The 19,586-nt window shown below is 62.5% G+C and carries 24 protein-coding genes and 1 tRNA gene; 6 read left to right on the top strand and 19 right to left on the bottom strand.

Features of this window, described 5'->3' with window-relative positions:
- Positions 1-5: 5 nt before the first annotated feature.
- The 5 genes from J6524_RS20125 to secE all read right to left on the bottom strand — a co-directional run bounded on the left by J6524_RS20125 (position 6) and on the right by secE (position 3,071).
- Positions 6-959 carry a 2-hydroxyacid dehydrogenase gene (locus J6524_RS20125; RefSeq protein WP_225673620.1) on the bottom strand — a complete coding sequence of 318 codons (954 nt, stop codon included), beginning with the start codon at positions 957-959 and terminating at the stop codon, positions 6-8.
- 115 nt (positions 960-1,074) lie between these two features.
- Positions 1,075-1,767, bottom strand: a complete 693-nt coding sequence (gene rplA / locus J6524_RS20120) for a 50S ribosomal protein L1 (protein ID WP_225673618.1) — start codon at positions 1,765-1,767, stop codon at positions 1,075-1,077.
- Positions 1,768-1,773: 6 nt separating this feature from the next.
- Positions 1,774-2,202, bottom strand: coding sequence for a 50S ribosomal protein L11 (gene rplK, locus J6524_RS20115; RefSeq protein ID WP_011088164.1), 429 nt, complete (start codon positions 2,200-2,202; stop codon positions 1,774-1,776).
- 126 nt (positions 2,203-2,328) lie between these two features.
- Positions 2,329-2,859 carry a transcription termination/antitermination protein NusG gene (gene nusG, locus J6524_RS20110; protein WP_225674036.1) on the bottom strand — a complete coding sequence of 177 codons (531 nt, stop codon included), beginning with the start codon at positions 2,857-2,859 and terminating at the stop codon, positions 2,329-2,331.
- Positions 2,860-2,879: 20 nt separating this feature from the next.
- Positions 2,880-3,071 carry a preprotein translocase subunit SecE gene (gene secE / locus J6524_RS20105; RefSeq protein ID WP_057834227.1) on the bottom strand — a complete coding sequence of 64 codons (192 nt, stop codon included), beginning with the start codon at positions 3,069-3,071 and terminating at the stop codon, positions 2,880-2,882.
- Positions 3,072-3,442: 371 nt separating this feature from the next.
- Between secE and J6524_RS20100 the strand changes: the two genes are divergently transcribed.
- On the top strand, positions 3,443-3,628 hold the full coding sequence (locus J6524_RS20100) for a hypothetical protein (RefSeq protein ID WP_225673616.1): 186 nt from the start codon (positions 3,443-3,445) through the stop codon (positions 3,626-3,628).
- Positions 3,629-3,697: 69 nt separating this feature from the next.
- Here J6524_RS20100 and J6524_RS20095 read toward each other — a convergent pair whose 3' ends face one another.
- The 6 genes from J6524_RS20095 to J6524_RS20070 all read right to left on the bottom strand — a co-directional run bounded on the left by J6524_RS20095 (position 3,698) and on the right by J6524_RS20070 (position 7,313).
- Entirely contained in the window at positions 3,698-4,465 is a 768-nt protein-coding gene (locus tag J6524_RS20095; RefSeq protein WP_225673614.1) for a hypothetical protein, read from the bottom strand.
- Entirely contained in the window at positions 4,462-4,857 is a 396-nt protein-coding gene (locus tag J6524_RS20090; protein WP_225673612.1) for a phage holin family protein, read from the bottom strand. Before J6524_RS20090 ends, J6524_RS20095 begins: the two co-directional genes overlap by 4 nt.
- Complete coding sequence (locus tag J6524_RS20085; protein WP_225673611.1) at positions 4,854-5,471, bottom strand: hypothetical protein; 618 nt, start codon at positions 5,469-5,471, stop codon at positions 4,854-4,856. The genes J6524_RS20090 and J6524_RS20085 overlap by 4 nt, the downstream gene beginning before the upstream one ends.
- A gap of 12 nt (positions 5,472-5,483) precedes the next feature.
- Entirely contained in the window at positions 5,484-6,512 is a 1,029-nt protein-coding gene (locus J6524_RS20080) for a DUF3618 domain-containing protein (protein WP_225673609.1), read from the bottom strand.
- Between the two features lie 172 nt (positions 6,513-6,684).
- Positions 6,685-7,014 carry a hypothetical protein gene (locus J6524_RS20075; protein ID WP_225673607.1) on the bottom strand — a complete coding sequence of 110 codons (330 nt, stop codon included), beginning with the start codon at positions 7,012-7,014 and terminating at the stop codon, positions 6,685-6,687.
- Positions 7,015-7,237: 223 nt separating this feature from the next.
- Positions 7,238-7,313 (bottom strand) — tRNA-Trp (locus J6524_RS20070).
- 150 nt (positions 7,314-7,463) lie between these two features.
- Between J6524_RS20070 and J6524_RS20065 the strand changes: the two genes are divergently transcribed.
- A complete protein-coding gene (locus tag J6524_RS20065; RefSeq protein WP_225673605.1) occupies positions 7,464-8,690 on the top strand; it encodes a serine hydrolase domain-containing protein in 1,227 nt (408 codons plus the stop codon).
- Positions 8,691-8,869: 179 nt separating this feature from the next.
- On the opposite strand, the gene J6524_RS20060 is transcribed toward J6524_RS20065, so the two are convergent.
- Together J6524_RS20060 and J6524_RS20055 are read right to left on the bottom strand one after the other, a co-directional pair.
- Positions 8,870-9,637 (bottom strand): SDR family NAD(P)-dependent oxidoreductase, encoded by a 768-nt coding sequence (locus J6524_RS20060; RefSeq protein ID WP_225673603.1) that lies wholly within the window; start codon positions 9,635-9,637, stop codon positions 8,870-8,872.
- A gap of 89 nt (positions 9,638-9,726) precedes the next feature.
- Positions 9,727-10,437, bottom strand: a complete 711-nt coding sequence (locus tag J6524_RS20055) for a histidine phosphatase family protein (RefSeq protein ID WP_225673601.1) — start codon at positions 10,435-10,437, stop codon at positions 9,727-9,729.
- Positions 10,438-10,593: 156 nt separating this feature from the next.
- Here J6524_RS20055 and J6524_RS20050 point away from each other — a divergent pair, with 156 nt between their 5' ends.
- Positions 10,594-11,379 (top strand): SDR family NAD(P)-dependent oxidoreductase, encoded by a 786-nt coding sequence (locus J6524_RS20050; RefSeq protein WP_225673599.1) that lies wholly within the window; start codon positions 10,594-10,596, stop codon positions 11,377-11,379.
- Between the two features lie 134 nt (positions 11,380-11,513).
- On the opposite strand, the gene J6524_RS20045 is transcribed toward J6524_RS20050, so the two are convergent.
- Genes J6524_RS20045 through J6524_RS20035 form a run of 3 tightly spaced genes read right to left on the bottom strand, consistent with a single transcriptional unit; the run spans position 11,514 to position 14,802 of the window.
- Positions 11,514-12,425 (bottom strand): DMT family transporter, encoded by a 912-nt coding sequence (locus J6524_RS20045; protein ID WP_225673598.1) that lies wholly within the window; start codon positions 12,423-12,425, stop codon positions 11,514-11,516.
- A gap of 30 nt (positions 12,426-12,455) precedes the next feature.
- Positions 12,456-13,514: a phosphotransferase family protein gene (locus J6524_RS20040; RefSeq protein ID WP_225673596.1), complete on the bottom strand. Its 1,059-nt coding sequence runs from the start codon at positions 13,512-13,514 to the stop codon at positions 12,456-12,458.
- A gap of 55 nt (positions 13,515-13,569) precedes the next feature.
- The gene (locus tag J6524_RS20035) at positions 13,570-14,802 is read right to left on the bottom strand and encodes an acyl-CoA dehydrogenase family protein (RefSeq protein ID WP_225673594.1); all 1,233 of its coding nucleotides are present in this window, start codon (positions 14,800-14,802) and stop codon (positions 13,570-13,572) included.
- 206 nt (positions 14,803-15,008) lie between these two features.
- On the opposite strand from J6524_RS20035, the gene J6524_RS20030 reads away from it, so the two are divergent.
- Positions 15,009-15,701 (top strand): TetR/AcrR family transcriptional regulator, encoded by a 693-nt coding sequence (locus J6524_RS20030; RefSeq protein WP_225673592.1) that lies wholly within the window; start codon positions 15,009-15,011, stop codon positions 15,699-15,701.
- Between the two features lie 731 nt (positions 15,702-16,432).
- On the opposite strand, the gene J6524_RS20025 is transcribed toward J6524_RS20030, so the two are convergent.
- Both J6524_RS20025 and J6524_RS20020 read right to left on the bottom strand, forming a co-directional pair.
- Positions 16,433-17,167 carry a tripartite tricarboxylate transporter substrate-binding protein gene (locus tag J6524_RS20025; protein ID WP_225673590.1) on the bottom strand — a complete coding sequence of 245 codons (735 nt, stop codon included), beginning with the start codon at positions 17,165-17,167 and terminating at the stop codon, positions 16,433-16,435.
- Positions 17,164-17,421: a type 2 periplasmic-binding domain-containing protein gene (locus tag J6524_RS20020; RefSeq protein WP_225673588.1), complete on the bottom strand. Its 258-nt coding sequence runs from the start codon at positions 17,419-17,421 to the stop codon at positions 17,164-17,166. The genes J6524_RS20025 and J6524_RS20020 overlap by 4 nt, the downstream gene beginning before the upstream one ends.
- A 77-nt stretch (positions 17,422-17,498) precedes the next feature.
- On the opposite strand from J6524_RS20020, the gene J6524_RS20015 reads away from it, so the two are divergent.
- Positions 17,499-18,443: a LysR family transcriptional regulator gene (locus J6524_RS20015; RefSeq protein ID WP_225673586.1), complete on the top strand. Its 945-nt coding sequence runs from the start codon at positions 17,499-17,501 to the stop codon at positions 18,441-18,443.
- Between the two features lie 60 nt (positions 18,444-18,503).
- Complete coding sequence (locus tag J6524_RS20010) at positions 18,504-18,830, top strand: antibiotic biosynthesis monooxygenase family protein (RefSeq protein WP_225673584.1); 327 nt, start codon at positions 18,504-18,506, stop codon at positions 18,828-18,830.
- A 30-nt stretch (positions 18,831-18,860) separates the two neighbouring features.
- Here the strand turns inward: J6524_RS20010 and J6524_RS20005 are convergent, their stop codons facing one another.
- The gene (locus J6524_RS20005) at positions 18,861-19,478 is read right to left on the bottom strand and encodes a LysR substrate-binding domain-containing protein (protein WP_249789558.1); all 618 of its coding nucleotides are present in this window, start codon (positions 19,476-19,478) and stop codon (positions 18,861-18,863) included.
- Positions 19,479-19,586 lie beyond the last annotated feature (108 nt).

Below are 19,586 nucleotides of genomic sequence, written 5' to 3'. Positions count from 1 at the left end.
GGCCGTCAGCCTAATGGTACCGGATAAGGCAGCGGCTTGCCGGCGAAGAAGGCGTCGAGATTGGCCAGCACGCAGTTCTGCATCGCCACATGCGACTCCAGCGTATGGCCACCGATATGCGGCGTGAGCACGACGTTGGGCAGCGCCGTTAGCGCATCAGGCGCGTGCGGCTCCTTCGCGTAGACGTCGAGGCCCGCGCCGGCGATGGTCTGGTCCGTCAGCGCCGCGATCAGCGCCTCCTGGTCGATGACAGAGCCGCGCGAGATGTTGACGACGTAACCATCCTTGCCGAGCTTGCGCAGGACATCAGCATTGACGACGTGATTTGTATCCGCGCCGGCACGCACCGCGATCATCAGGACGCTGCACCATTCGGCCAGCGCATCGAGTGTCGGAAAATATCGGTACGGCACGTCGCGTTGGCTGCGGCTGAAATAGCCGACCTCGGTCTCGAAGGCCGCAACGCGCGCGGCGATCTTGCGGCCGATCTCGCCCATGCCGTAGACGCCAATTTTGCGGCCGAGCATTCCTGCTTGCGGGCGCATCATCGGCGAAGGTTTCGCAGCCGCCCAGCTCCCGCCCCGCACGTAATCGTCCGCGACCAGCAATCGCCGCGTTGCGGCCAGCATCAGCGTGACAGCAATATCGGCGACCGAAGCGGCGTTGGCGCCGGGGCTGTGGCCGACCGCGATGTTGCGCTTCGCCGCCGCTGCGAGATCAACGCCGTCATAGCCGGTACCGTAGCAGATGATCGCGCCCAATTTCGGCATCATGTCCATCGCCTCGCTGCGAAGCGGCGTACCATCCGCCGTGATCAGCGCGCGAATATCGGCAAGTTGGTCCGCCGAAAACACCTCGTTAGGCGGCTTGCCGGCGGCGTTCAGCAACTCGTAGCGTTCGCCAAAACGCTCCATCTGCGCCTTGGGAAAACGCGAGTAGATCAGGACTTTCTCGGGCATTGTTGTTCCTCTTGGCAAGTCCGGCACGGTGACCATCGTGCAAACGAGGGTCAAACGCAAAGGGCGGAATCGGTGATCCGATTCCGCCCTTTCTGTTCACGCAGGTCGCAACGAACTAGCCGAGCAGCGTGCCCGGCTCGACCTTGACGCCCGGGCCCATGGTGGAGGAGACCGCCACGCGCTGGATGTAGGTGCCCTTGGCGCCGGCGGGCTTTGCCTTCGCCACGGCATCGGCCAGCGCCCTCACATTCTCCACGAGCTTTTCCTCGGAGAACGACGCCTTGCCCACGCCTGCCTGCACAATGCCGGCCTTCTCGACGCGGAATTCGACCGAGCCGCCCTTGGCGCCCTTCACGGCGGAGGTGACGTCCATCGTCACAGTGCCAATCTTCGGGTTCGGCATCATGCCGCGAGGACCGAGCACCTTACCGAGGCGGCCGACCAGCGGCATCATGTCGGGGGTGGCGATGCAGCGATCGAAATCGATGTTGCCGCCTTGCACCTTCTCGACCAGGTCTTCGGCGCCGACGACGTCAGCACCCGCAGCCTTGGCTTCTTCCGCCTTCGCACCACGCGCGAACACGCCGACGCGCAAGGTGCGGCCGGTGCCGTTCGGCAGGCTGACGACGCCGCGAACCATCTGGTCGGCGTGACGCGGATCGACGCCAAGATTGATCGCGATCTCGATCGTCTCGTCGAACTTCGCCTTGGCGCGCTCCTTGACCATCTTGATGGCATCCGCGAGCGGATAGAGCTTCTCGCGGTCGATGCCTTCGCGGACCTTCTTCAAACGCTTTCCGATTGCCATGGCCCGTTACCCCGCAACTTCCAGACCCATCGAACGGGCGGAGCCCTCGACCATCTTCATGGCCGATTCAATGGTATCGCAATTGAGATCCTTCATCTTCTTCTCGGCGATCTCGCGCACCTGCGCCTTCGTCACCTTGCCGGCCTTGTCGCGGCCCGGCGCCTTCGAGCCGGACTGGATCTTGGCAGCTTGCTTGAGGAAGTAGGACATCGGCGGCGTCTTCATCTCGAAGGTGAAGGAACGGTCCGCGTAGATGGTGATGATCACGGGGATCGGGGTGTTCTTTTCTTCCTTCTGCGTCTGCGCGTTGAACGCCTTGCAGAATTCCATGATGTTGAGACCGCGCTGACCAAGCGCGGGACCGATCGGGGGCGAAGGATTCGCCGCACCGGCCGGGACCTGAAGCTTCAGGTATCCGGTCACTTTCTTTGCCATTCTTCACTCCTGTTGCGCCGGCCGCGGCCGGCTGGTTCAGGTTCCGTGGTTCGGCTCAAGCGCGGCTGGCAACCGCCCTTTCCTCCCACGGCCTTACTAGCGCGAAGCTAGACCCCGCGCCTCCGATCAGACCTTTTCGACCTGACCGAATTCCAGTTCGACGGGCGTGGCCCGGCCGAAGATCGACACCGCGACCTTCACGCGCGAACGCGCCTCGTCAATTTCTTCAACGACGCCGGAGAACGACGCGAACGGACCATCAGCCACCCGCACATTCTCACCGATTTCGAACGACACCGACGCCTTCGGACGTTCGACGCCTTCCTGCACCTGGTGCAGGATGCGCATTGCCTCGGATTCGGAGATCGGCATCGGCTTGTTTTCGGCACCGAGGAAGCCGGTCACCTTGGGCGTGTTCTTGATGAGATGGAAGGCCTCGTCGGTCAGCTTCATCTTCACCAGCACGTAACCCGGGAAGAACTTGCGCTCGGCATCGACCTTGCGGCCGCGGCGCACTTCGGTGACCTTTTCGGTCGGCACCAGCACTTGGTCAAACAGTTCCTCGAGGCCGCGCTGCTTCGCCTGCTCGCGGATCGATTCCGCCACCTTCTTCTCAAAGTTCGAATAGGCGTGAACGATATACCAGCGCTTGTCCATCGTAAGGGTTCCGGTGCTCATCAGTGGACGCCCAGGAGGAAAGTGACGACGTAGCGGATGATCAAATCCGACAGGAAGAAAAAGATCGAAGCCAATGCAACCATCACGAATACCATGATCGTGGTGATCGTCGTCTCGCGGCGGGTCGGCCAGGTGACCTTGGCGGTCTCCGAGCGCACTTCCTGCAGGAATTTGAACGGGCTGAAAGCCATCGTTGTTACCGCGTCCTTCGTGAGACGATTGAGATTTAAAGCGAATCCGAACAGCCCTCTTACGCCCAGCCCTCTCTCGAAGGATGAGCCGCACAGCGGGCTCGATTGTTCGGGGGAATTCAAAGCCGCGCCGGATATCCGTCAAACGGGCCGGCAGCAGGTAGCGGGTATCTACTGGCAGCCGGGCAAAAGGTCAAGATACGGGGTGCCGCGGCCCTCCCGCGGGCTATTTCGGCAGATCGGCCCGGACGGCGGAAAGCCATTGGTTAATCGAGGGTACCGCCTCCCATCAAATCCTCATGACAGCGCGATCTGGTTCTTAAAAGCTGTCGGTTAGCCTCATGATCCTTCGGGGCAATGAGGGAATGACCATGGCGCCAGTGGGCCAGGACCAGGAGAGATTTTCGGGCGAGACGGCCTGGACCGTTCTCGATGCGGCGAACGACCTCGGCGATACCATCACAGTCGATGCGTGCCGGCGAGTGATCGACGCCGATCTGCGCGGCGAGGCGCCCGCCCGATCGGACATTGCGGTGCTTTCCGCATTCTTCGGCTAGTTTCGGCCTGGCAGAAAGATTCCTGCCAAGCCGCTGTTTAGACAGGCATTTTCTTCGTATGCCGAGAAGCTATTGCCTTAGCTTCTCCCGGCTTGCATCGAGGGCATCGCGGCCGGCCTGCTGAACCCGGTCGGCATACTCCGCGCCGGCGTCCGCGAGCTCCGCTTTGAGCGTATCGGAGCCCTCCCGGACACTTTGCGACACAGCGCCGGCCCGCTCCTTCAGGTCTGTCTTCAGGCTGTCGCTCAGGTTCCCTACCCAGTCGTCCTCGACACTGGATCTGGCCATGGCGCCCGCCACCGTGGCGCCGATTGCGAGCCCCACAGCGCCGAGCACCAGCGGTTGCCTTTCGAGGAGATCGGAAAGCGAGGATTGCACCTGCATGAAGGTCTCCTTCCGCGGCAACGCCCGGCTCAGCCGGTCAAGCATTTCCCGCGCCCCGGCGACGCCTTCGTCGAAACGCTGCCCCATCGTCTCGGCCGTGCCCGACATCGTTTCAGACGCGCCAGACACGGCGTCGGAAGCGGTCGTTCTGGCGCTGCGAACCGTCTCGCTGGCGCCGCGCGAGGCTTCGTCCTGCATCCGGGAAGCGCGCTTGCGCATGGAGCCGTAAGCGTCTTCCCAGTCCTCCCAGGCGGAAGCCGCCGACCTCTGGGCGCGCGCACCGAGATCGGCGAGCGGCGCGGCCGCTGACGTCACCGAGCCGGCGGCGTTCTTCAGCCTGTCACTGCCGATCAGCAGCCACAGCGCACCACCTCCGATCAGAGCCGCGGCGAGCGGATTCTCGCGACACGCCGCGGTCAGGCCATCTATGAAACTCCCTTGTGAGCCGCTCATCGCACCATTCCCTTCACCGTCTCTTTGTCCTTTTCGAGCTGGCGCAGCGTTTCACGCGGCGTCAAGCGGCGTGCATCGAGCCGGTTCATCCCAACCGCGAACAGAATGGCGGCGATCACGGCGCCAACAATCGCGGAGATCAGATAAGCAACCGGCTGCGACCAGCCGCCCGCGATCAAGGCCGCGGAAAGCGCGAACAGCGCCATGACAATTGCGGGAATGACCAGGACGGCGCCCGCCGCAATGAGGCCGACGGCGGTGCCGATTTGCTGAACCTTCTCGCCAATCTCGGCCTTGGCGAGATCGACTTCGTTCTGGAACAGCTTTGCGAATTGCGACAGCGCATCGCCGAAGAGATGCGAGATCGTCCGAAGATCGGTTTTCGTGCTCATGACGCCTCACCCTTGTACGATCCCGAGCTATAGGATGATGACGATGACGGTTTGTAAGATGATGGCGTGTACGACGATGACGCGCCTTGACTTGAAGAGCTCGCGCCGCCCGATGCCTTCAGGAAGCGGACCGCCGCAAAACCGGCCAGCACCGACAGGCCCAGAAACGCCGCAGGCTGGCGCCTTGCAAAATCCGCTGCGCCATCGACGAGATCGCGGACGCTACCGTTGCGGATCTTGTCGGCGGCCTGGTCGACATAATCGGCCGCCGAATTGATGCCGCGCGCCGCGAATGGAATATCATTTTCAAACGCACGTGCCGCATCCCTGATGTCGCCGGCCAACCGGCCTACGAAATCCGCGCCTGTGCGTTGCTGCTCCCTAGCTTTATCTTCGAAACGATCCGCAGCTCCGGCGGCGGCGTCCTTGGCGGCATCGGCCGCTTCTCTTAACTTCTCACGGGCCGTGTCGGTCGATGCCTTCAGCGCATCGCCGGCGCGCTGCTTGACCTCGGCGCTGGCATCCGCCACCTGATCCTTCAGGTCTTGGGCGGAGCCCGTATTCTGGTTCTGGGAAGAATTCTCGGTGCGGGTGTTAAGATCTAATTCGCTCATGACCGTCTCATTTTAGCTGTGCGGGTTCTGGGAAGGATCGAAGGCCGTCGTCACAATGTCGTCGGTAACTTCTTTGAGCCTGTCAGTCACACCTTCGCTGATGCGGCTGGCGTGCTCGCCAAGGTCGGCATCGGAAACGCTCTTTGCCGCGGCCTCGGCGGCCGAAAACGCTGCGTCTTTGGCGGCCTCGAATCCGGATTGCGCCGCCGTTCCGGCAGCGCGCTTCACGCGGTCGCTCGCCTTCCCCATTACACCAGCCTCGGCCCTTGTATTGGGCAGGGAAGCAGCGAGGATCGCGCCGATTGCGATGCCGATGCCGCCGATCAATGCTGCATTGTCGCGGATCACTCTGCTTGCCGTCGCAGGTGCAGCAGTCGCCACGTTCTGCGCTCTCGAGCGAACACGCTCCATTCTCTCCTTTGCCATTTCCGAAGCGGCGTCCATGCCGGACCGGACCTTGCTCGCCACGGTATCGGCGGCCTCCGCTGCGCGGTCCCTGAGATCACCAGCCATTCCGCTCGCCGCTTCTGCCATGCCGCTCGCCGTTCCCTGAGCCTCATCGGCCATGTCGGCGGTCTGACGCTCGGCGTGGGACATCGCCCTCCGCATGCCTTCGCCGAGAGATTGCGCCCGTTCGGCCGTCTCGTCGAAGACCTCCTTCACCCGCTCAATGGCGGGCTCCGCCGCCTCCGCCGCACGGTCCCGAACGGTCTTCGAACTCAGCGCGAGGCCAGCGCCGATCATCAAGAGCGGCAGCGGGAAGCCGCGGGCGAGACGCAGCGCCGGGACGGCAACCGCCGTGCCGGCGGCGATTGCCTGCATCGGATTGTCCATAGCCTGCTGCTTCAGCGCATCCAGCCAGCCATGGGTCTTATGACTAATGAAGCCGCTCACCTCAGCCTTGATGTTCTCCGGCGAGACCTTGTAGCGAATGTCTTCCGCCGTGTCGGCGATCTGGTCTCTCAGCCGGTCGACGGTTGCCGCAAACTGCGCGCGGCTCTCTTCGGAATCCCGTCGTAGCTCCTCTACGGATCGTGCCATGTTGTCACCGCCCTCTTAGGTTCGTGTCGTTTTCAAGCGAACTCAGGCGATATCGAATTGTTCCTCGCCCTCCTTGCGCGCCGCAGGATGGCGCGCGTCAACGATCGCCTTCGTCAGTTCGGCGCCAAACAGGAATATCTGCGCGGGTAGTAGACCCAGAGCATCAGGACGATCAGGGCACCGGCAGCGCCGTAGGTCGAGTTCGAGCTGCCTGACCGGGGTACCATCCGATCAGCGACTGCCCGATGGTGAACAGCAGAGCTGTGACAAAAGCGCCCAGGAGCAGATGACGCCAATGGATCGTATCGGGCATCACTCTGTAGAGTAGATCACTGCGAACAACACCGTGCCTTGACGTTGCGTTCAATGACGTGCGCATCTCGCCGAACACACCGGAGGCGGTTATCAATACCGTGAAGATGCCGACGGCGGTCGCGCCGGACGTTGGATCGCTCGATCGAGCCAGGATCGACTTGACGAAGTCGCTGCCAGTTGGTCCCACGAGCTTGCCAAGTTCCTCACTGATGGCAGCGCGAGCCGCGTCCCTGCCCCGAACGCCAGGCCGGCGATCGCAACGACGCGTAGAAGGCTAGGGAAGCGCCACGGCCGCCACCCCCGGCCGGCTGAAAAGCCGGTCGTCGGCGCCACATAGGCGTGTGCGCTGGGGCGGCGTATGGGCTTCCCGCCGGGCGTCGTCGAAAATCAGCTTAAGTGATTGATTTAGCTGGCAGGAGTGGAGAGGCTCGAACTCCCAACCCCCGGTTTTGGAGACCGGTGCTCTACCAATTGAGCTACACTCCTGCATGGACCGGCGGCGTGCGCCGGTTCGCGCCGTTTCAAGCATAGGGCATACCCCGATTGCAAGGGCGAAGCGGCTTTCTGCCTATCCAAAGCGGGGCTTATGCGCCAAACTTTGTCCTCGTTACAACAACAAGCGCAACGGGAGAGACCATGAACGCGCAGACCGCCGCTGCCCCGCAGACATCCGCCCCACGTACCCCCTCTCTCCCCGACGCCAAGCCCGAAACGATCGGTCTCTCGACAGTCCGCCTGCAGCGGATGTCGGATGCCTTCAAGCGCGAGGTCGACAAGGGAACCCTTCCCGGGGCCACGGTCATGGTGGCGCGGCGCGGCCAGATCGGCTGGTTCGATGCGATCGGTCGCCAGAGCCCGGCTGCCAGCACACCGATGGCGCATGACAGCATCTTCCGGATCTTCTCGATGACGAAACCGATCGTCTCGGTCGGCATCATGATGCTGGTCGAGGACGGCCACTTCATCCTCGGCGACCCCGTCGCCAAGTTCATTCCGGAGTTTGCCGATCAAAAGGTCGGCGTCGAGAACAACGGCAAGCTCGACCTCGTGCCGGTGAAGCGGCAGATGACCGTTCAGGACCTCTTGCGGCACACCTCCGGCCTGACCTACGACCACACCGGCAACGGCCTCGTCCAGCAGCTCTACCAGCAGTCGCGGCTGCGCACCCGCAAGATCACCAATGCCGAGCACGCCACCATGATCGCCGGCATGCCGCTGATCTGCCAGCCTGGCGCGGAATGGAACTACAGCCGTTCGACCGACGTGCTCGGCCGCATCATCGAAGTCGTCTCCGGCAAGTCGCTCGGCGCGTTCCTCACCGAGCGCATCCTGGCGCCGCTGCAGATGGCCGAGACCGCGTTCCACACGCCGGAAGCCAATGCCGGCCGGCTTGCCGAGCCGTTCGCGAACGATCCTTGGAACGGCGACAAGGTGCAGCTCTTCAACATGCTCGAGAAGCCGGCGATGGAATCCGGCGGCGGCGGGCTGGTCTCGACCACCATGGATTACGCGCGGTTCTGCCAGATGCTGCTCAATGGCGGCACGCTCGACGGCGTCAGGATCATCGGCCGCAAGACGCTGGAGCTGATGGCATCGGACCACCTCACCCCTGACGTGAAGGTCGACTCGCCGCTGATGCCGCCCGGCCACGGCTTTGGCCTAGGCTTCGCCGTCCGCACTCATCGCGGCATCGCGCCTTTCCCGGGCTCGCTCGGCCAGTTCTTCTGGAGCGGCATGGCCGGCACGTTCTTCTTCATCGATCCGGCCGAGGATCTCTTCACCGTGTTCATGATGCAGGGCCCCGGCCAGCGCGAATATATCCGCAACCTGCTGCGGGATCTGGTTTACGCCGCGGTGGAGTGAGGCTGACATAAGCGCTTACCTCCTCCGCTGTCATGCCCCGCGAAGGCGGGGCATCCAGTACGCCGTGACGATCGTTCTGAATCGAGACGGTTGCGTTTACTGGATCGTCCGCCCCAGTGCGCAATTGCGCAAAAGGCGGACGATGACACCCGGGTCTGTGGTAGCCGTGTCCGCCCGCATCAACTAATCGTCGCGCCGCCGTCGATCACGATGGTCTGGCCAGTCATGAAGTCGCCGGCCTTCGATCCCATCAGCACCGCAGCGCCGGCGATCTCGTCGGGCACGCCGATCCGCAGCAGCGGCGAACGCGCGGTGGAAGCCTTCAGCGTCTCCGGATTGTCCCACAGCGCCTTTGCGAAATCGGTCTTGATCAGGCCCGGCGCGATGCAGTTCACGCGGATATTGTGCTTGCCGTATTCGCAGGCGAGATTGCGCGCGAGCTGCATGTCGGCCGCCTTCGAGATCGCGTAGGCGCCGAGCACCGTCGAACCCTTTAAGCCGCCGATCGAGGAGACGATGATGATCGAGCCGTCCTTGCGCTCGATCATCTGCGGCACGACCATGTTGATCAGCCAGTTGTTGGCGACGATGTTGTTGTCGAGGATCTTGCGGAACTGCTCGTCGGAAATGCCGGCAAGCGAACCGTAATAGGGATTGGACGCGGCGTTGCAGACCAGCACGTCGATCTTGCCGAACGCGCGATTGGACTCGTCGACAAGGTTCTGCAGGTTTTCCTTGTTCGAGATGTTGGCGGCGATCGCGATTGCCGTCCCCTTGCCGAACTTCTCGTTGACCTCCTTGGCAACCTGGTCGCAGACGTCCTGCTTGCGCGAGGAGATCACGACCTTGGCGCCGTGTTCGGCCATGCGCTCCGCAATGGCCCGGCCGATGCCGCGCGTGGAGCCGGTGATGACGGCGACTTTCCCGGTCATATCGAACAAGCTCATGTCTCTCTCCCCGATGTTGATCCAGCGCGATGCCGGTTTGATCTTGAATTCGAGCTAAGCAGTCTTTGCGGTTCTCGACAACTTAACGCTCAGCCAAGTTTCGTCGCCGGCGGCTCTACCTCGGGTCCCGCCGGCTGATGCATGGCATTGTGCGAAGCATCCGCAATCCATGGCTGCTGGTTGACCATCGGCAGCCGCCAGCCGCTGTAATTGGCGCTCGAGAGATGATCGAGCCGCGTGACCGAACAATTGTCGATATCGAAGGCCATGCTCTTTTCGGGCTGACCGCCGAGCGCAAGGCCGATGGCGGCCCTGATCGTGCCACCGTGGGCCACGACAATCACATCCCTGCCCGCCTGCTCGGCGTTGATGCGTTCGATCGCGCCGCAGGTGCGGTTGTAGAGATCCATGAAGCTCTCACCGCCGGGCGGGACCTCGTCGATATCAGCAAACCAGTGGCTGCCGACAGGGCGGCTGGCGAGGAACGCCGCGCGATTAAGGCCCTGCCACTCACCGAGATGCTGCTCGGCGAACGCGTTCACGTACGGCATCTCCGCAGGCTTGGGAAAGCCCGCGGCCCAGATCGCGCTGGCGGTCTGGTGCGTGCGCTTCAGGTTGCTTGCATACCAGACCGCATTGCGCGGCAGGATTTTTCCGACCGCTTCGAATACGATGCGATCGCTACAGTCGCAGCCGAGATCCTTTTGCCCGTAGATGCAGCCGCCGTCTTCGCGCACCGGCGCGTGGCGAACCCACCACCAGCGCGTAGTCACCAGCCGCGGTTTGTCTGCATTGGACATCGCCATATCCCTTCAATACTCTCCGTCGTCGCTGTACGTCACAGCACTCATCGCCTCAAGTGACTTTGGTAGGCAAGATTCTTGGGCGTTTGAAATCTTGTTTGAATTCCGCGACGCGGCAGACGCCGACGCGGCAATCGTATCAGGGAGAGACTCATGGGCCGCCTCGAAGGCAAATCCGTCGTCATCACAGGTGCTGGAAGCGGCATCGGGCGCGCAGCATCGGTGCTGTTCTCCAGGGAGGGGGCCAAGCTCGTCATCGTCGACAAGACTGAAGGCGTGAAGGAGACCGCCAAGCTCGTCAGCGACGCTGGCGGCACCGTCGAGGCTGTGATGGCTGATGCCGGTTCTGAAGCTGATGTGAAGGCGTTCATCGACAAGGCGGTCGCGAAATATGGCCGGCTCGATGCGATCTGGGCCAATGCGGGTGTCAGCGGCGGGCTGGTGCCGCTGGCCGAGCAGACCGTCGAGCACTGGCAGGAGGTGCTGCGCGTCAATCTGATCGGGCCGTTCCTCGCCATCAAGCATTCGATGCCGCACATGATCAAGCAGAAGTCCGGCTCCATCGTTTGCACCGCTTCCGTTGCGGGTCTCAAGGCCGGCGCCAGCGGTCACCCCTATGGCGCGAGCAAGGCCGGCGTCATCAGCCTGGTGCAGACCACCGCCTATTCGCTCTCCGGCACCGGCGTGCGGATCAACGCGATCTGCCCGGGCCTGATCGAGACCGGCATGACCAAGCCGGTGTTCGAGCGCGCCAAGGAGCGCGGCACCTCGGACAAGATCGGCCAACTCAATCCGCTGAAGCGCGCCGGCCAGCCGCACGAGCTCGCGGCGATGGGGTTGTTTCTGGCAAGCGACGAGGCGTCTTACGTGAATGGCCAGGCGATCCCGGTCGACGGCGGCCTCACCGCGTCGATGCCGTATACGGGCAAGCCGATCTAGCTCGCCATTGCGAGGAGCCAACGGGCCGGCGCGGAGCGCCGCCCGATGACAGGCTCCGCGATGAAGCAATCCATACTGCCGATGCGGCTTGATGGATTGCTTCGCTTCGCTCGCAATGACGGATGACATGACGATCACACCCCTTCCGGCGGCAGCCCCGAGGATTCCGCCGCCAGCGCGCGGTGGCGGATGCGCTCGCGGTAGAAGGCATAGAGGCCGGACAGCACAATGATCGCGGCGCCCATCACCATCATCGCGTCGGGCACGTCGCCGAACACGAGATAGCCGAGCAGCATCGCCCACAGCAGCGCGGAATAACGGAACGGCGCCACCGCCGAGATGTCGCCGGTACGCAGCGCCGAGATGATGCATTGATAGCCGATCAGCAGCAGCACGGCGGCGAGAGCCTGCAGGCCGAGTGCACCCGCGGATGGCGGCGTCCAGCCTCCGAGTGGAACGAGGATGACGCCGCCGGCCGTCGTCACCGTTACGGTCGTCAACAGGGTGATGAATAGCGAAGGAATCTTCGCCGGGATTTTTCGGGTTGCGAGGTCGCGCAGCGCGCAGAACGCGACCGACACCAGCGCGAACAGCGAATACTGGCTGAAGCCGGCGAGCCCCGGCCGCACGATGATGAGCACGCCGATGAAGCCCGCGGCGATCGCCGACCAGCGCCGCCAGCCGACCGGCTCGCGGAAGATCACCGCAGCGCCTAGCGTGATGGCGAGCGGCAGCGCCTGGAAGATCGCCGAGGTGTTGGCGAGCGGCAGGTGCGCGAGCGCCGCCATGAACGTGATCGTGCCACCGATCTCGCCGACTACCCGCAGCGCGACCGGCTTCACCATCAACGTATACAGCGGCCGCAGCGCGCCCTGCTGCCACGCGAACGCTGCGACCAGCACGATCGCGAACAGCCCGCGCACCAGTATGACCTGGCCGAAGTTCATCTCGGACGACACCACCTTGGTGATGGAGTCGTTCGTGGTGAACGCAGCCATGGACACCGCCATGAGCAGGCTGCCGCGAATATTCGGTGAGAGTGCCAAGGAAACTAACGGCTAAACTGACGGCGCGCGTCAGGTCGCGCCGGCCTTCTGAGCATATTCCCAGGAAGACTTCGACAGCGGCACGGTGCGCGCCGCCGACTCCAGCGCCTTGGCATTGGCCGCAGTGCCGTCGCGGATGCGTCCGGCGATCCCCTGCGTGATGCCTGCCAGGCGGAACATGTTGTAGGCGAAATACCAGTTGAGATCGGGCACCGCCATGCCGGTGACGTCGCAGTAGATCTGTGCGGCCTCTTCCAGGCTCGGAATGTTCAGCGCCTTGAGATCGGCATTCGCCAGACCGGGCATGGTCCATTGCATCAACAGATAGGTGAAGTCGGCCATGGGATCGCCGAGCGTGGACAATTCCCAGTCCAGCACGGCCTGCACGCGTGGTTCCGTCATGTGGAAAATCATGTTGTCGAGGCGATAGTCGCCGTGCACGATCGAGACGCGCTCCTGCTGCGGCACCGTCCTCGGCAGCCACTCGGCCACCTTCTCGAATTCCGGAATGTGCTGCGTCTCGGAGGCGCGGTACTGCTTGGTCCAGCGATCGATCTGGCGCGCGAAATAGTTGCCGGGCTTGCCGAAATCGCCGAGTCCGATCGCTTCCGGATTGAAGACGTGAAGCTTCGCCAGCGTCTCGATCTTGCTGGTGAAGATCTTGCGTCTGTCATCCGGCGTCTGGCTCGGCAGCGTCGGATCCCAGAACACCCGGCCCTCTTCCATCGACATGATGTAGAAGGCCGCGCCGATCACGGCGTCATCGGTGCAGAGCGCATAGGCCTTCGCGACGGGGAAGCCCTGCTTGCCGAGTGCGGCGATGACGCGGAACTCACGATCGACCGCGTGGGCCGAGGGGAGCAATTTGCCAAACGGCTTGCGGCGCATCACGTAGGAACGGCCCGACGTCTCCAGCTTGTAGGTCGGGTTGGACTGGCCGCCCTTGAACTGCAGGACTTTTAGCGGTCCCTGATAGCCCTCGACATGCTCGCGCATCCAGGCATCGAGGTTCGCCTCGTTGATGCGATGGCGCTCCTCGACTTCCTTGGTGCCCGAGAACTCTTCGTCTTTCCTGACGCCGTCCGCCACGATGACGCTCCCTTACGTTTCTTAGACTTTGGGGAGCGCCATATTGGCGTTCCCGTTAGTTCGTAGCGTTTGCATACTTCCGAAGTTCAAGTCTGGCAATGGCGCGGTTATGCACCTCGTCCGGACCGTCGGCCAGGCGCAGCGTGCGCACATGCGCGTACTCGACCGCGAGGCCGGCGTCATCGGAGACGCCGCCGCCGCCGAATGCCTGAATCGCATTGTCGATGATCCGGAGCGCCATGTTCGGCGCCGCCACCTTGATCATGGCGATCTCGAGCTGCGCGGTCTTGTTGCCGACCTTGTCCATCATGTCAGCAGCTTTCAGGCACAGCAAGCGGTTCATCTCGATGTCGATACGGGCTTCCGCGATGCGCTGCTCCCAGACCGAATGCTCGATGATCTTCTTGCCGAAGGCGGTGCGCGAGGACAGCCGCTTCACCATCTTCTCCAGCGCCTCCTCGGCCCTGCCGATGGTGCGCATGCAGTGATGGATGCGGCCCGGACCGAGACGGCCCTGTGCGATCTCGAAGCCCCTGCCCTCACCGAGCAGGATGTTCGCCTTGGGAACGCGGACGTTCTCCAGCAGCACCTGCGCGTGGCCATGCGGCGCATCGTCGAAGCCGAACACCGGCAGCATTTTTTCGACCTTGATGCCGGGCGTGTCGAGCGGAACGATGACCTGCGATTGCTGCTGGTGACGCGCCGCCTTCGGATCGGTCTTGCCCATCAGGATCGCGACCTTGCAGCGGGGATCGCCGACGCCCGATGACCACCATTTGCGGCCATTGATGACGTAGTGGTCGCCGTCGCTTTCGATGCGCGTCTCGATGTTGGTGGCGTCCGAGGATGCAACCGCAGGCTCGGTCATCAGGAAGGCGGAGCGGATTTCGCCATCCATCAGGGGGCGCAGCCATTTGCGCTTCTGCTCCTTGGTGCCGTAGCGCATGAACACTTCCATGTTCCCGGTATCGGGCGCGGAGCAGTTGAACACTTCCGAAGCCCAGGAGATGCGGCCCATTTCCTCGGAGAGCGGCGCGTATTCCAGGTTGGTCAATCCCGCGCCGCGGAATTCATCATCCTCATGCGAATTCGGCGGCATGAACATGTTCCAGAGGCCTTCAGCGCGCGCCTTCTTCTTAAGATCTTCCAGGATCGGGATCACCTTCCAGCGCTCGCCCTCCGCATCCTGCTGCTTGTAGATCGGCACCGCCGGACGGACATGCGTGTTCATGAACACACGGACGCGGTTCAGCCAGTCCTTCTGCTTCTCTGACATATCGAAATTCATGGGACGCTCCTCGCTATTCTGAAATCGTTGCGCAACTGTCCGCCCGCCGCTGATGGTCCGCAAGCCATTTTGCAGATACGGCTGACGGTTTCGGCCGGCGCGACCGGAGATGCGACACGTTCGCAGACGTTCTTGACATTTCCGGCCCTTCAAACGATAGTTTCATACAACTGTTTGAATTGCAACTCCCCGAACGGGAGCCAGGTATGTCGAGCGATCGGACCCGATCTGCCATCCTTGCCGCCGCAGAAAAGCTTTACGCCGATCGCGGCTTCGGCGACGTAACGCTTCGCGACATCGTCGCCGAGGCGAACGTCAATTTGGCTGCGGTGAACTACCATTTCGGTTCCAAGGATGAACTGATTGCGGAACTGTTCGTCACCCGCAGCCTTGCGACCAACCGCGAACGGCTCAACGAGTTGAAGGTTGCGGAGGAAAAGGGCGGTGGCCGCGCGCCGATCGATGCGATCCTGCACGCGCTGGTCGGCCCCACCCTGCGCGGTTGCCTTGGCCCCGACCGCGAAGGTTCGACCGCAGCGCGCTTCATGATCCGCGCCTCGATTGAATCGGTGCCGCCGATCCGCCGCATCAAGAATCGCGAGGTCGATCATTTGCGGAAATTCATCGCCGCCATGCGCCGCGCCATGCCTGATAGCGATGACGCCGATCTCTATTGGGGCCTGCATTTTGCGCTGGCAATGTCGCATCACACGATCCGCGAAAAAGAGCGGCTGATCCGACTGTCGGAAGGAAAATGCGACCTGAATGATGTGGATGCCATCGTCGACCGCGTGGTTGCGGTCTCGGTGTTGGCGCTGACAGGCGGCGAAGCGCCGGCGAAGAAGCCGCCCGTTCGATCGGCGATGCCGCAAGGAAGGCTGACCCGGCAGGATTTGTGAGCGGATTATCCTGATGCAGTCGATTGCCACCGTCATTGCGAGCGCAGCGAAGCAATCCACGTCTCGACTCGGGGATAGATGGATTGCTTCGCTGCGCTCGCAATGACGGTGGATACAGTTTCGCATTCTCGCGACGCCCATCGCCCGAGGTTTGCATCTTCTTTTCCCGCCCTCTCCAATCTGAGGGCGCAGGGAAGGCCGGGTGCGCGCCGCACCCGCGGTCTCGTGTGCCGTTGCGCATAGCAAAAGATGCACACGAGCATACAGGTTCGGCGGGAGCATCCCGGCCTACCCTGCGCAATGGCTTTACGGCTTATAACGTGCTCTTCCCGGAGAACGGCTCTTTTGCCTCCGTCGCCCGCAAGACGCTTTCGCAACTTGAGGACTTAACGCCAGCACCACGGCGCCAGAACCACACGACTTCACCGTACGCTTCCGGCGCGCAACGTCTCTCGCGCCATCCGCGTCCATCGCATCTCACCGCGGGTTCGTGACGTTCGCGAGCGCCCCTCATCTTGCGGTGAGACGGGCGCAGTTATGCCGCTGATTTGGGTGAGAACGGAAGCGGAATATTTTTGATTCCGGGGCTTGACACGATTTCGGAAAATCAGAAGCGATTTGCTCGTCCTGCCATCGTGTCGCAGATACTTCCAGAGATTGTGCTTGCGCGCGCAAGCAAATCGCTTCGCAGCCGTGGTTTGCACATCCTACGTGACTACGCTCCTTGTGCCCTATTCGGCCTTGAAGCCGGATGCTTTCACCACCGGTCCCCATAGCTCGGAGTCGGCTCTCTGAATTCTTGAGAACTCTTCGGGTGAAGTGCCCGTGGGTTGGACGCCCAAGGCTGTCAGCCGCTTGCCGAACTCCGGGGTGCCCACCGCTTCGCGCACGGCGCGGTTCAACTGCGCGATCAGTGCGGCCGGTGTTGCGGCCGGAGCGTAAATGCCATACCAGCCCTCGCCGCGAATGCCATAGCCGCCTTCGGTGAACGTCGGCACCTCCGGCAGCGCGGGCGATCGCGCGCCACCCGACGTCGCGAGTACGCGGATACGTCCGGCTTTATGGGCCTCGACCAGATCCTGCGTCGAGGTAAAGAACAGCGGCAAGTGACCGCCGATCAGATCGGTTATGGCTTGCGGATTGCCTTTGTAGGCGACATGACGAAGATCGAGACCGGCCTGGCGCGCAAACAGCACCGCAAAGAAATGCGGCAATGATCCTGCTGCAGGCGTTCCGTATGCCGCCTGATCGGGATGGCTCTTCAACCAGAAGACCAGTTCCTTGAGATTCCTGGCGGGCACGTGCGCGCCCACCGCGACGCCGAGGTCGAAGGTCCCGACTTGCGAAATCGGCTGGAAGTCGCGGATCGGGTCATAAGGCAAATTGTCGTAGACGTGCGGGAACAGCACCATCGGTGCAATCGGCGTAAACAGCAGAACGGTGCCGTCCGCCGGCGAATCCTTCACTGACTGGATCCGGCCGCGCCGGGCCTGCTCTCTACGATGACCGTGCGATTAAGCTGCACGCGCATCGAGTCCGCAATCATCCGCAAGACGGTATCGCCGACCCCGCCGGCTTGAAACGGCAGGACGATCCGGATCGGGGAGTCGCCGGTCTGGGCCGCGGCATGATCGGCCATCAGGCCGAGCACAATTGCCAATACAATTCGGATCGCGCGCATGGGGGCCTCGTGAATGGTCGCTACGGTCTTGACGGCCAAACCCTCTGCCTCAATTATCCATAAAGGAAGTCTCATTCTTCTTATACGGCGATAAATTCCATTGATGGAGGCCTCGCATGGATGGAGACCCCGATAGACGGATCAAGCTTCGCGACCTCAAGGTGTTTCAGGCTGCGGCCGAAACGGGAAGCATGGCGAAGGCGGCCGCGCATCTGGCCATCACCCAGCCGGCTGTTTCCTACGCAATTGCGGAGTTGGAGGGCGCCGTCGGCGTGCCGCTGCTCGAGCGCTCGTCGCAGGGCGTTAGGCCGACGGTATACGGGCGGGCGCTGCTGGAGCGCAGCGCCATCGTGTTCAACGAGTTGCGGCAGGGCATCAACGAGATCGCCTCGCTCGCCGACCCCGAAGTCGGCGAGTTGCGGATCGCCACGACACCGCCGATGTCGGCGGTGGCTTCGGCGGTGTTCAATAATTTGGTGCCACGCTATCCGCGGATGCGCTTCGAACTGACCGTGGGCCCGACGGACGTGCTGCTGCGCCAGTTGCGCCAGCGCGACGTCGAGATCGTCATCAGCCGGCTCGCCTCGATGGCGGGCAATGAAGATCTGAGTGTGGAAACACTGTTTCACGACGAGTTGGTGGTGATCTGTAGCAAGCGGAGCAAGTGGGCCCGTCGGCGCAACGTGTCGCTGGCAGACCTCGTTGGCGAACCCTGGGTGTTTCCACCCGCAACCGGCTTCCTGACTGGGATCATGCGCGGCGAGTTCGAGGCGCAAGGCCTGAAATTCCCACAAGCGACCGTCACGACCTCCTGCACCTATTCACTGAGCGTTCTGATCGGCAACGGCAATTTTCTCGGCATCCATCCCCGAGCCATGCTGACGACGCCAAATGAACATCCGCTACTAACCGCCGTCGACGTGAGGCTGCCGACCACACGCGGCGCGATCGGCCTGATCGCGCTGAAGGATCGTTCGCTCAGTCCGGTGGCGAAACTGTTCGCAAACTCGGTTGCGCCAGTTATGCGAAACATCCAGCCGACTGGGGTATCGCGCAATTGATGGGGAACGCCGCAGCCGGCAATGTCGTTGTAGTCGGGCTGAAGATCAAAGGAATTGCCCATGCCAACCCAGCCGACCATCGCCCGCATCTGGCGCGATCGCACGCGACCGGAAATCGCCGATGATTATGAAGCTTACATTCGAGCGGAAGGAATCCCGCCGTTGGAGAAAACGGCGCTCGGCGTCCAGCTATTCCGGGAAGACCGCGAACAGGAGAGCTGGTTTACGACGATTTCCTACTGGAGCGATCTAAAGTCGATGACCGCCTTCACCAAGGGCGAGCCGACCAAGGTCCACCATCTCGACCGTGATCCCGAGTTTCTGATCGAGCTGCCCGAGTTCATCCAGATCCATCGGATCCTGATCAACCGTCAGGGCCTGCGCTGAACGGCTGAAGCTATCGCCGTGTCTCAAACGTCAATTCCGTTCGAAAGCCGACCAGATCGCTTCGACCGCCCTGCTCTGACGCGCTACGGGGCGAAACAGGCGGATTTCGATTGGGATCTGGAATTCAGGGTTGCCGGCTTCAACCAGCAGCCCGGCCGAGATGTCCTCTTCTGCCAATGTTCGGGGCAACCATGCCACGCCATCACCTGCGCGGGCCATCGAGAGCAACGTCGCGGCAAGGTGCGAGGTAAAGACCGTCTCAAGCGCAAAAGGACGATCCTTCGCTCCCCATTGAGCTGCAACGATCCGGCCCAACCCCGATTGCGCACTATAGGCAAGGTATTTCACCGGTTCGCCGCGATGAAGCCGCCACCGCGCAACTCCGTTTGCGGCAGGCGCGCTCAACGGGACCAGCGTGTCGGCACCGACCACAATGCTCTTGAATTGGCCGGACTTGATCCGGCTGCTCATGTTCTTGTGGTGATGACAAAGCAGAAACTGCGCGTCCCCCCGCAGCATCATCTGCTCGCAGGCTTGCATGCTGTCGGAGATCAAGTTGAGATTTCCGAGCGCCAGAACCCTATCATTGCGGCGGACCCAGTTCGGGAAAAACGTGAAGGAAAGCGCGTGCGTCGCCGCGATCGACAACGGCCTGACGCGCCGGTCGGAAACCTCGAGGGTGTCGCGGCGGAGCTGGTGCAGGGCTCGGGTCAGAACCTCTGCCTGATCGTGAAAATGCTCGCCTGCCGGCGTGAG

It is taken from the genome of Bradyrhizobium hereditatis (genome assembly GCF_020329435.1).
GTDB classification, from domain to species: domain Bacteria; phylum Pseudomonadota; class Alphaproteobacteria; order Rhizobiales; family Xanthobacteraceae; genus Bradyrhizobium; species Bradyrhizobium hereditatis.
Note: the sequence above shows the minus strand (reverse complement) of the source record. Positions and strands in the feature narration are given on the sequence as shown.